This is a genomic window from uncultured Subdoligranulum sp. (assembly GCF_937890665.1).
In genome coordinates, this window is record NZ_CALADU010000113.1 from 1 (window position 1) to 11,867 (window position 11,867).

Sequence of the window (11,867 nt, forward strand, 5' to 3'; positions counted from 1 at the left end):
GCAAGGGTCTGCAAAACCCTCATTCACCAGTTCAAATCTGGTCGTCACCTCCAAGTCAAGTGGTCGTTTTGGATAACGGCCACTTTTTTGTCGTTGCAGCGAAAGAAAGTGGCGTTTTTGCCCTTCAAAAATTTGCCGTTGGTCAAATGATAACGCAGGGGATAACAGCAGGGGTTCAGGGGCTACGCGCAGCTTTGAAGGTCGTTTCTCGGGCTTTGAAAGGGGAGAATCTCCACCTTTTTCTACGTTTTCTGAAAAAAGGTGGAGTTTTTGGCGTAGAAATTCTGACTGATATTTTGTGCAATATGTAGAAAGGCGAAAGGCAACGAATAGAGCGAAGACCGAAATAGATAATGATACAGCCAGCAGCCCGATTTTTGGCTTACCGAAGCCAAGGATCGGGCTTTTTTGTTTATCCGCATTGCTACCCGGCTGGGAACATGTTTCCGGCTTTGTAGATAGATTACAGTATATACCACATACAGAAAGACCTGCTAACAAAAGTCAAGTAGAAATTTCAGTTTTTGGAAGCAACGAAAAAGGCAACACAAAATCAAGCCGCTGAGCATCTCAAAATTAAAACGGCGGCTAGCCTGATGGTATAGCACAAGAAAATCAGTCGTGTTCCAAAGAATCCAGGTGGGTTTTCACAGAGGCGTAGTAGATGCGCAGAAACTTATTTGCAGAGGCCATCATGTAAACTCGGTAGGGCTTGCCCTCAGAGCGTTTCTTGTTCATGAACTGGTAAACCGGCTCATCCACCGGAGCGCATTGCAGGAGGACGCCCATCACCAGAAAGAGCGTCCTGCGCAGCGAGGCAGACCCTCGCTTGGAAATGCTACGGCTGCGGACATCCATTTGGCCAGATTGGTAGGGCGGGGCGTCAATGCCCGCAAATGCCACCAGTGCTTTTTTGGAATGAAAACGGCGCACATCGCCAATTTCAGCTATGAGTTGGGGGCCGAGGGTTGGACCAACGCCAAACATCTCCATTACCACAGGATACTCCGGTAGAGAAGCTGCCAGAGACTGCATCTCCTGCTTGAGAGCAGCTAACGCGGCGGAAGTTGTCCGAAGTTGGGAAATAGCCTGTTCCACCAAAAATTTTGCCGTATCTGTTTTCGGCATGACACCGAACTGTCCACAGGCAAAGGTATAGATGTCCAGCGCCTTATCTTCGCTGAAATTGTAGCCGAGCTTTCTGCACCACTTCTGGTACTTGGCGGTAAAGGCCTTCTCGGACAAGCCACAGACGCACTCACAATGCCAAAAAGCGGCTACAAAGTCCACCCACTTCTCGCTACCATCGGCGCGGGGCGGACTGGTAAACAGGCGGTTTGCGTTTGGAAAAGTGGTGTCCAGCAGGGAAATCAGGTTATTCTTCAGCATGGTCTGTACTTTGGAATACTGCTGGTACTGCCGGTAGCAGGTCTTCAGCATGATCCGGGTATTCTCCTCCGGAACATATCTCGGCAGTGTGAGCCAGTGGTCAAGGCCGTAGTTGGCCAGCTTCACGGCGTCCTTCTTGTCGGTCTTGGCCCGCCTTAAACTGTTGTTCCCGTAGTCATGCACCAGCATTGCATTGACTACGGAGACATAAAGCCCCGCGTCGTGGAGCAGCCAGGCCACTGGCGCGTGGTAATTACCCGTGGATTCCATCACCACACGGGTCTCACCATCCAGGCTTTTGAGCAGCCTTGCCAGTTCGCTCAGTTCGCTGTTGGTGTGAAGCACCTCAAAGGGCGAGACTACCACCTCTCCAAAGGGGCGCATGACTGCAATCATGCTCTTACCCTTGGAAACATCAATGCCAACACAGTTCATTCACATTCCCCCAATACAAAGAATCCGCAACCGGAACCCATCTTTTTCTCGCTGCCGATTCAATCTATTGGGTGACGCGAACTCCCCGGCATCCCGGTAGGCTCAACCTGCTCAAATCGAACGCTACAACAAGAGGATGGCTGACAGTCTTTCTTTCGGACTTGTTAGCCCAAGCGAGGCATCGTCAACCAGTTGCTCCTCTTATTGTAGCTTAGGCACGAGATGGAAAGAAAGCCGGACTGGCTGCCCGGCTTTCCTGTCCAAATTTATTGTAATAGTAAGGCAAGAAAGTAAGTTCAGCCCCGCCCTGTTTTTCTGCCCCAGAGGAAGCCCAGCCCAAAGACCACCGCCATATACACAAACGAAAGGACGTGCATGGCGGCCATGGACGCGGTGCCCACGGTCTGGGGCTGCGCTTCAAACAGGACTGCCAGATGGCCCAGCAGGTACAGGGGTGCGGCGTCCAGAAACAGTTGTGCGGCCGTGACGAGGGCCAGGTTTTGGGCGGCGGCGGGGACCAGCAGGTACTGCCACAGGTACACCAGCAGGGACACGATGCCGACGGCGTTGCCGATGAGCAGGGCCGGAAGGGGCTTCCATGCGCTTTTGCCGTACCGGGCGCCGAGCCAGGCCCAGAACACGGTGGTGAGCAGCGGCAGGACCACGAACAGGACGGAGCCGATCCCCGGCAGCGCGAGCGTGACGTTCGCGACCGCCCCCACCGCAACGGGAACGAAGGTCAATGCGATCAAAACGGGCTTTTTCATAGAACATCCTCCTTTTGGTCGTTTTTCCCTGCCCTTTCTTTGCAAAGAAAGGGCCAAAGAAACTCTATCCAAAATCGCACAAATGTGCGATTTTAATTGAAAGTTCTTTGCTTACTTTCTTCCAAGAAAGTAAGGCCAGAGCCCCCACAAGCATATACGGCGGGCCATTCAACCTATCTTCCCGTTAAGGCCCATTACGCACATACTGATCACGCACACAAGCCAGTGCCCCAAGCCAACGCCCCAAACGCACCAATCCTCTGTTCCGCGCACGATGTCCTCGGTCTTTTCCGTCTTGCGGGGGCTTTTGCGCATTTCCTGCCGCATATACGCGTAAACTTCGAGCTGCTTGCTCCGGGGCATAAAAAGGTCCCCGTACAGCAACTGATCCCAATTTCGGTAGATCTCCGGGCACAGAACGCTCAATTCGCGTTTGAAATCCCTGAGGGCCAGACCCAGGATCACCAAGACCCCCATGTAATATACCACGGTACAGACACTAAACCATAGAAACGGGATCGGGCGCCCAAACCATGCAGCCAGGTCAATTCCCACATAAATCATCGTGTTGATGATTGCCCGCCGAAGGGCCTTTTTCATGCCGTTGCCCCCTTCCTACAAAGGCTTACCGTTTTTGTTTTCCTATTCTTTCTTTGCAAAGAAAGAACCAAAGAAATTCTATCCAAAATCGCACAAATGTGCGATTTTAATTAAAAGTTCTTTGCTTACTTTCTTTCAAGAAAGTAAGTCAAGAAAGTAGAACAGGCATCGTAAACGTGAACGCGCTGCCTTCCCCTACTGTGCTTTCCACCGTGACCGTGCCGCCGTGGGCCTCAGCGATCCAGCGCACCATCGCCAGCCCCAGCCCGGCCCCGCCGCCGCTGCGCGCCGGGTCCGCCTGCCAGAACCGCTGCCAGATATGTTCGAGGTTTTCCGGCGCGATGCCGATGCCGTTGTCCGCCACCACGGCCACCGCCGTGTCCCCGTCCCGGCGCAGGGTCAGCCGCAGCCACCCGCCGGGCCTGCCGTAACGGATGCCGTTTTCCAGCAGGTTGATGAACAGCCGCATCAGCAGCGTTTCGTCCCCCTGCACCATCACGCCCGGCTCGATCTCGGTATGCAGCGCGATGTCCCGCGCCGCGGCCTGTTCCGCTTCGGTTTCGGCCACCATCGCGACCAGCTCGCTCAGGTCCAGCGCCTCCCGGTGGATGGGCTGACGGCCCTTGTCCGCACGGGCCAGCAGCAATAACTGCGACAGCAGCGCCGCCATCTCCCCCGCGCGCGCATGGATGGATTCCAGCGCCGCCCGCGTTTCCGCCGGGTCCTCGGCGTGGTCCAGCGCATACTCGCTCTGGGACAGGATCACCGCCACCGGCGTGCGCAGTTCGTGGGAGGCATCGTCGGTGAACTGCTTTTCCCGGGTAAAGGCATCCTCCAGCCGGGCGAACATCGCGTCGAACTCCCCGGCCAGCGTGTGGATCTCGTCCCGGCCGTCGCCCAGCCCGATGCGGCGCGACAGGTCGTTCCCCGCGCCGATCTCCCGCGCGGTCTGGGTGATCTGCCGCACCGGGCGCAGCGCCCGCCGCGTCACCAGATACCCGCACACCGCCGCCAATACCACGAACACCGGCAATACCAGCACCGCCGCGCGCAGCAGCGCGCCCAGCGTGCTGTCCACCGCGTCGGCGGCCGTCACCGTGCGCACCCACAGCGTGCCGTATTCGTCCACCTGCAACGGTTCGTCGTAGAGATACCACGTGTGGCCGTTGCTTTCCACCGTGCGCAGTTCCCCGGCCGCGAACACGGCGGAATTGTCAAAACTGCGCGGCACGAAGCCGTACAGCGGCACGCCCTTTGCGTCGTAGACCGAAAGGTACACCCCGTCGTCGAAGGCTTCCAGGTCGCGGTCGATCTCCAGTTCGCCGTCGCGGGCGTCGATCTCCCGGCCGCTGGCGGCGGCCATGGCCTGCATCCGGGCCAGCTTGCCCTGCCGGGCGCTCTGGGCACCGGCAAAAAACAGGAACCCCAGCGCGATGCCCGCCAGCAGCACCATGAACAGCGTGTACAGCAGCGTGACCCGCCCGGTGATGGTCCAGCGTTTCATGGTTCTTCCCGCAGAACGTAACCCACGCCGCGCACGGTGTGGATGAGTTTGCGGTCCCGCCCTTCGTCGATTTTTTTGCGCAGATAGCGGATGTACACGTCCACGACGTTGGACCCGCCCTCGTAGTCATAGTTCCAGACGCCGTGGCTGATCCGCTCGCGCGAGAGCACCACCCCCGCGTTGCGGGCCAGGTATTCCAGCACGGCGAACTCCTTGGCCGAAAGCGGGATGCCCTGCCCGCCGCGGGCGGCGGTGCGGGCGGCGCAGTCCACCCGCAGGTCCCCCACGGTGATGACGTCGCTGACCTGGTCGCTGCGGCGGCGGATCAGCACCCGCAGCCGGGCCAGCAGTTCGGCCAGCGCAAAGGGCTTGACGAGGTAATCGTCGGCGCCGCTGTCCAGCCCGCGCACCCGGTCCTCGACCCCGTCCCGCGCGGTCAGCAGCAGCACGGGGGTCTTGTCGCCGGCGGCACGGCGGCGGCGCAGCACCTCCAGCCCGTCCACCCCCGGCAGCATCACGTCCAGCACCACGGCGTCGTATTCCCCGCCCGCCAGATATTCCAGCGCGTCGTTCCCGTTCAGGCAGCCGTCCACGCTGTAATGGGCGGCCGTGAGCTGCTTGACCAGCAGGGCGTTCATCTCCGGCTGGTCCTCCACCACCAGGATGCGCATGGTTCGTTCCTCCTTGTGTTCGTACTTTCCACCATCATACCACAAAAAGATGAACGCTGCATGAGAATGACCGGGGATTTTTGGGGCGCGGGCGGGCGAGAGATCAAAAAATGACAGGAAAATCTTGGATTTTTCCATGTCCAACCGCTTCGGCGTTTTTTATAATAATTCTGTGCACCGCGCGCGGATTTCGTTCCGTATGCCCAAACCCGCGCGGAATTTCAGACACAAAGAAGGAGAATGTAAAAGGCAATGAGAAGACTTGGCAACCAGGGGAAACGCCTTTTGGCATCACTGCTGGCCGCCGGAATGGTAGCCGGTATGGTGCCGACTGCGGCGTTCGCCGAGGAATTACCCCCCCCCGGTATCGATTCTGATACAGCTTCTGCTGCTTCAGAAGTTGCTGGCGGGGACCTGTCCGACAGCGAAAAGAGCGCCGCCCCTGAAGAAACGCAGACCCCGGAGAGCGCCGCCGAACCCGGCAGCGAGCCGGACGCGACGGACGAAACGGACGCCGCCCCGCAGGCAACGCCAACCCCCGACCCGGCCGCAGAGGCCCTTGCGGAGGAAGCCGGCAACACCCACATCGCCACCTGGGTCGATACCGTTCCTGAAGGTATCGATTGGGTGGACGGCGTGACCGCAGACACCTTTGACACCGCGTGGGAGACCGTGACCGCCGAGGCGACCGACGGCACCACCTACACCGTAGAGGTCGTGCCGGAAGGCGCGGTCTATTTTGTGGATTCCTACTGCGGCAACATGACCGACGTTGAAACCACCGAACCGTTCGATGTGATCCACACACTGGCCGACAGCACGCTGCTGAACGACCGGTACGACCAGCGCAAGACTCAGGACACCACCTGGGGCCTGGTGGAAACCGATGCCCGCACCAAGAGCGCCAGCGGAAACGAAGCCAGCAAAGATTATACCGGGATCTACGGCGCAGACGCCACCGGCGCTACGCTGACCTACCAGTTTGCACTGGATGCCGGTTCCTATACCATCACCTCTTACCATCGGGAGTGGTGGTCGGTCGAGCCGGATAAAGACGACCGTGCAATCGAAGTCCAGCTTACCGATAAGGATGGAAGCGTTTTGGGAACGACTTCCAAAACCTTCACCGCCATCGATCAAGGCTTTACCAGCACGATTGACTTTACTTTGACGGAAGCCCAAACCGTAACGCTCACCTCCAAATCCACGAGCAATCAGGCCCCCGTCATCAGCTGGGTGGGCATCGCCCCCTTTGTGGAGGAGGAACCCGCCGAACCCACGCTGTCCGAAGCACTGGAAGAGACCGACGGCCTGACCTATGCCGAAGGCGCTGTGGCGAAGGACACCAGCAACATGGGCAAGGTGTTTGTCAACAACACCCAGTGGGACAACCAAAACAAATATCACGCATCCTTTGCGGATACCGATGTTTTCAAGTCCAAGGCTTTCACGGTGCTGTTTGACGTGAACCCCACCACGCCCAGCGGTGACGACACCGACGGGAACAACGCCAAGCGTGCCGCGCTGACCATCGGCACAGAAGCCAACAAACTCCGCCTTGCCCTTTGGACCGGCAAGCTCGGCTATGGCACCAACAGTGAAGACGGCGGTGTCAGCGCCAATTCCGTGCCGCTTACCGGCTGCAAGCAGAACGACTGGAACTCGGTCGCTGTGGTCTACCATGAGGATAACGGCAGCAACGGCGCGGTCGAAGTGTACATCGACGGCGAACTGGCCGGCAGCGTGGCCGACCTGGGCTTCAAGTTCAGCGAGATGGACGGCATCTCGGCCATGCTGTCCCGTACCTTCAAAACCAGCTATATGCAGGAGGGCACCTACGACAACATCGTCGTGGGCAACTACGCCATGTCCGCGGAGGATGCCAAAGCGGAAACTGCCAAGCGCGCCGCCGCCAAGGACGACCTGCTTGCCGACACCCTTGCCCTGCAGGAAGCCGTCACCCGCGCTGAGGAAGCCATCGGCACCGACATCGACGCGGACGCCGTGCCCGAACGCCTGAGCGCAGCCCTGGCGGCCGCCAAGGCCCTGCTGGAGAATGTTCCCGCCTGGGACGAGCAGAGCAAGGTGGACGATGCAGCCAATGAACTGAACACCGCCCTGGATGTTGCGATCCCCGGCCAGATCGTCCTGAAAAAGTCCGACCTGGACGCCGCCAACGTGAAGGACAACGGCCTGACCTGGAAGGGCTGGGGCATGCTGAACGGCAACTCCACCAGCAACCTGCTGCTGGACTACAAAGCCGAAAACCCCGACGCCTACTGGGAGATGATGGAGTATCTCTTCGGCGGCAAACATCCGCTGTTCACCCATATCAAGATGGAGATGGGCAACGACGGCAACAACTCCACCGGCGCCGAAGCCTGCACCATGCGCTATGAGAACGAGGACGCCGACGCTTCCCGCTCCCCCGGCTTCGTCATGGCCGCCGACGCCAAGAAGATCAACCCCGACGTCAAGGTCAGCATCCTGCGCTGGGGCATGCCCACCTGGGTACAGCAGAAGTGGGACAGCGATCGCACCGGCGCGGGCTGGGAAGCCATGTACAAATGGTACAAAGAGACCATCTTTGACGCCTACGAGAAATTCGGCTACGTGGTGGACTTCGTGAACCCCGACACCAACGAGACCGGCGACCCTGACGAAGCCTTCATCAAGTGGTTCGCCGACCGCGTCGCCAACGAAACGGAGTTCCCCTCCTACTTCACCGAGGACGCCAAGCAGGCTTATAACAATATCCGCATCATCGCTTCGGACGAAAACAAGGGCCTGCAGATCGTCCCCTCGATGCGCGCGGATAAGGACCTGTACAACGCCGTGGACATTATCGGCTTCCACTACCGCACCAACGCCACCGACGACTATGTGACGATGGCCGACGTGGATGACAAGGAAGTCTGGTACAGCGAGGGCTGCGCCACCTTCGGCTACTCCGAACTGCAGGAGAACAAGACCGCCGACACCCAGAACGGCTACGGCGCCAACACCATCGGCGGCTACCAGAGCCCGCTGGCCCTGGCGGACAGCATCCCCAACGCCTTTATGGCGTCCCGCCGTTCGCACTACATCTTCCAGCCCGCCATCGGCAGCTTCTATGAGGGCATTCAGTACGCCCACAAGGAACTGCTGAGCGCCCGCGATCCCTGGAGCGGCTACATCCACTACGATCCCGCCCTGCAGATGATCGCGCACTTCTCCCGTTTTGCCGTCACCGGCTGGGAGAAAACGCCCGATGATGACCCCAACAACAACACCATCTGGCGCATGATCGCCGGCGCCAGCCACGCTTCCTTCGGCGGCAGTGACAATGAGCACGCCACCGCCGGCATCAACGGCGACGCCAGCTATCTGACCCTGGCCGCGCCTAACGGCGAGGACTTCTCGGTGGTGTTCGTCAACAACACCCAGAACGAAAAGACCTTCAAGATCAGCGTGGAGGATCTGCCCGCGGCCGCAGCCAAGAGCCTGCAGACCTGGGTCACCCAGACCGACAGCTACATGCAGAAGGGTGCGACCGTCCAGCCCGGCGAGAACGGCGGCTGGCTCGTCACCATCCCCGCGTACAGCATCGTGACCGCCACCACGCTGGACGAATACAAGACCAGCGAGGAACTGGCCATGCCCGCCGACGGCATCCGTACCGAGGACCGCACTATTCTGGATACCGATTCCACCGGCAAGAACGCCAACACCGAGGACGAGTACCTCTACGCCGACGACTTCGACTATGAAGAAGAAGGCGACATGAAGCAGTACAACGCTGTCACCAAAAAAGAGACCGACGTTCCCTACCTGACCGCCCGCGGCAACGAACCCCGCTATCTGCTGGACAGCCACGGCGCCTGGGTGGTCGAGGACGGCCGTCTGGCGCAGGAACTGAACGCCGGCGTCAGCCAGTGGAACGGCGGCGATCCCGCCACCATCGTGGGCGACTTCCGCTGGATGAACTATCAGGCCAGCGTGGACGTGCAGATTCCCAATGCCGACGCCAACGTCTGGACCGGCCTGGGCGTGCGCAGCCAGACCGGCATGAACTGGAACCAGGACGGCTACACCCTGCGCATCTACGGCAACGGCAAGTGGGAGTTCCTGCGCGGCGGCAGCGCCCTGGGCAGCGGCAATGTGACCGCCGACCCCGACGGCAGCTACAGCCTGAAAGTCGCCGCCAACGGCAGCAGCATCACCGCCCTGATCGACGGCGAACCCGTCTTTACCTATGCCGATTCCGCGCCTTTCGATGCAGGCCGCGTCAAGCTGAGCTCCAGCTGGAACAAGGTCTACTTCGACAACCTCGAAGTCACTACCATCCCCGGCACCATTCCCTACGCCACCAGTATGGTGGACGGCCAGGACGACTGCGTTGAATATGCGGGCGGCTGGAGCATCCCCGGCCCCGGCGGCGGCAGCGCGGATGACTGGTACCGCACCACCAGCACCAACACGGCGGACGGCGCCAGCTTTACCTTCACCTTCCCGGTGGCGGGCACCGGCTTTGCCATCACCGGCGTGAACGACGGCAGCGCAAAGCTCACCGTCTATGTGGACGGGGAAGAGGTGGCCACCGATGTTGCCACCACCGCCAGCAGCCGCCGGTACGAGACCTACACCCTGACCGGCCTGGAAAACGCCAAGCACACCGTCAAGGTCGTCGTCAACAGCGGCAAGCTGGTCATCGACGCCCTTTACACGCTGGGCGGGCCGCTCCCCGCCAGCGACGATATCCTTGTTTCTATCGAGAGCGACCTGCCTGAGACCCTGGCCGCCTTTGTGGACGGCGAACCTTCCGCCAGCCTGCCCGCGCAGGTCGAGGTCAAGACCGGCGGCGGCGAGGTCGTGACCAAGGGCATCACCTGGGAACGCAGCGGCGACTACAGCACCCCCTACGGCACCGCGTATGTCACCGGCAGCGTGGAAGGCGGCCTGACCGCCATCGACGTGCCGCTCAGCGTCACGATCCCGGTCGAGATCGTGCCCAAAGGCACCGCCTACTTCATTGATACGGTCAGCGGCGATCCCGCTTCGCAGGCGAGCACCCCGGCCTACGATGCCGTCAAGGCGCTGCTGGGCGACCAGCTGCTCAACGACAGGTATGACCAGCTTGTTGGCGAGGACGGCGCCTGGGGTCTGGTGGATACCGACGCCGGTACCCGCGCTTCCAGCTCCCCTGCCGACAAGACCGATACCGGCATCTACGGCCACGACAATGCATCCGGCGAAACGCTGACCTATGAGCTGACGCTGCCTGCGGGCGCCTACACCCTCACCTCCGCCCACCGCGAATGGTGGGGCATGGACCGCCCGATGACTGCCACGGTCACGGCCGAGGACGGCACGGTGCTGGCTTCCGGCACGATCAACCTGACCGGCAAGAGCGGCGACATCATCCCCAGCTACGAGTTTACGCTGGATAAGCCGCAGAAGATCAGCTACACCCTCACGGCTACCGGCACCCAGGCCCCCGTCATCAGCTGGCTGGCAGTTGCAGGCAGCGATGACGCGGTCGTCACCGTCACGTTCAATACCAACGGCGGCAGCGCCGTCAACGCCAAGACGGTCCTGAAGGGCGCCACGGTGAACCGTCCGGCCGACCCGGTCAAGGAGGATTTCTTCTTTGCCGGTTGGTATACCGACGAGGATCTGACCCAGCCGTTCGATTTCAGCACCCCCATCATGGACAACATGACCCTGTACGCGGGCTGGGGCAAACCCGATCTGGCGATCGAAGATCTGACGGAAGTTCCCGCCGGGCTGAAAGACAAGTACGACACGGTAGACGAGCTGAAAGCGGATATGAAGCTCTCCGCGGAAGCGGAACTGAAACAGTCCGCCGACGGCATCTTCTATTATGATGTCACGCTCTACCTGGTCGATGAAGAAGGCCGCAAGATCGAAGTCACGGCCGACAACTTCCCCGCCGAGGGTCTCAAAGTCACCTTTGATTACCCCACCGACGAGGCGACCGGCGAAACGATCACCGGCGGCGATCATATGTTCACCGTTGTGCATATGAAGGACAACGGCGAAATGGAGATCTTTAAGGATTCCGATATCCTGTACACGGCCGACGGCCTGACCGTGACGGTCCACTCTCTGTCGCCCTTCGCAGTGGCCTACTGTGACCGCACGGCCCCCTCGGAGCCTTCCGATGGTTCCGATGCGGGCAACGGGAACAGCGGCAATACCGGCAGCGGGAACAACGGCAGCAGCCAGACCCCTGCCGAGGATACCGCGGCCAACGGCGCCCCCGGCGCTTCCAACGCCGCCGGCTCCGCAGTACCCCAGACCAGCGACCCGATGCCGGTGGAAGCACTGATCGTCGTGGCCCTGCTGGCAGCAGCCGCCGTTGTGGTGCTGCTGGTGCTGCGCCGCAAAAACAAGAATCAGGATAAGTAACCCGGCCGCGCCCCCTTGGGGCGCACGCCCCGGCAACGCCCCCTGACGCGGGCCTGACCCGCCAGACAAAAGCAGCCCCCCGGCAGCGCA

7 protein-coding genes are annotated in these 11,867 nt (G+C 60.4%); 2 read left to right on the top strand and 5 right to left on the bottom strand.

Translation table 11 applies throughout. From position 1 onward, the window contains the following. Window positions 1-311: hypothetical protein (locus Q0526_RS06790; RefSeq protein ID WP_298731884.1), on the top strand; the 311-nt coding region annotated here is incomplete at its 5' end. Window positions 312-615: 304 nt separating this feature from the next. Here the strand turns inward: Q0526_RS06790 and Q0526_RS06795 are convergent. The 5 genes from Q0526_RS06795 to Q0526_RS06815 form a co-directional block, all read right to left on the bottom strand. Beyond that, window positions 616-1,824, bottom strand: a complete 1,209-nt coding sequence (locus tag Q0526_RS06795; RefSeq protein WP_298731886.1) for an IS110 family transposase — start codon at window positions 1,822-1,824, stop codon at window positions 616-618. Window positions 1,825-2,120: 296 nt separating this feature from the next. Continuing rightward, entirely contained in the window at window positions 2,121-2,591 is a 471-nt protein-coding gene (locus Q0526_RS06800; protein ID WP_298731888.1) for a hypothetical protein, read from the bottom strand. Window positions 2,592-2,759: 168 nt separating this feature from the next. Next, entirely contained in the window at window positions 2,760-3,191 is a 432-nt protein-coding gene (locus tag Q0526_RS06805; RefSeq protein WP_298731890.1) for a hypothetical protein, read from the bottom strand. Window positions 3,192-3,339: 148 nt separating this feature from the next. Continuing rightward, window positions 3,340-4,695 (bottom strand): ATP-binding protein, encoded by a 1,356-nt coding sequence (locus Q0526_RS06810; RefSeq protein ID WP_298731891.1) that lies wholly within the window; start codon window positions 4,693-4,695, stop codon window positions 3,340-3,342. Beyond that, the gene (locus Q0526_RS06815; RefSeq protein ID WP_298731896.1) at window positions 4,692-5,366 is read right to left on the bottom strand and encodes a response regulator transcription factor; all 675 of its coding nucleotides are present in this window, start codon (window positions 5,364-5,366) and stop codon (window positions 4,692-4,694) included. The genes Q0526_RS06810 and Q0526_RS06815 overlap by 4 nt, the downstream gene beginning before the upstream one ends. A 285-nt stretch (window positions 5,367-5,651) precedes the next feature. On the opposite strand from Q0526_RS06815, the gene Q0526_RS06820 reads away from it, so the two are divergent. Then, window positions 5,652-11,777, top strand: coding sequence for an InlB B-repeat-containing protein (locus Q0526_RS06820; RefSeq protein WP_298731894.1), 6,126 nt, complete (start codon window positions 5,652-5,654; stop codon window positions 11,775-11,777). Window positions 11,778-11,867: the final 90 nt, after the last annotated feature.

Excerpts from the sequence above, each read along its gene's own strand:
- Q0526_RS06795 (WP_298731886.1), bottom strand. The coding sequence starts at position 1,824 with ATGAACTGTGTTGGCATTGATGTTTCCAAGGGTAAGAGCATGATTGCA.
- Q0526_RS06800 (WP_298731888.1), bottom strand. The coding sequence starts at position 2,591 with ATGAAAAAGCCCGTTTTGATCGCATTGACCTTCGTTCCCGTTGCGGTG.
- Q0526_RS06805 (WP_298731890.1), bottom strand. The coding sequence starts at position 3,191 with ATGAAAAAGGCCCTTCGGCGGGCAATCATCAACACGATGATTTATGTG.
- Q0526_RS06810 (WP_298731891.1), bottom strand. The coding sequence starts at position 4,695 with ATGAAACGCTGGACCATCACCGGGCGGGTCACGCTGCTGTACACGCTG.
- Q0526_RS06815 (WP_298731896.1), bottom strand. The coding sequence starts at position 5,366 with ATGCGCATCCTGGTGGTGGAGGACCAGCCGGAGATGAACGCCCTGCTG.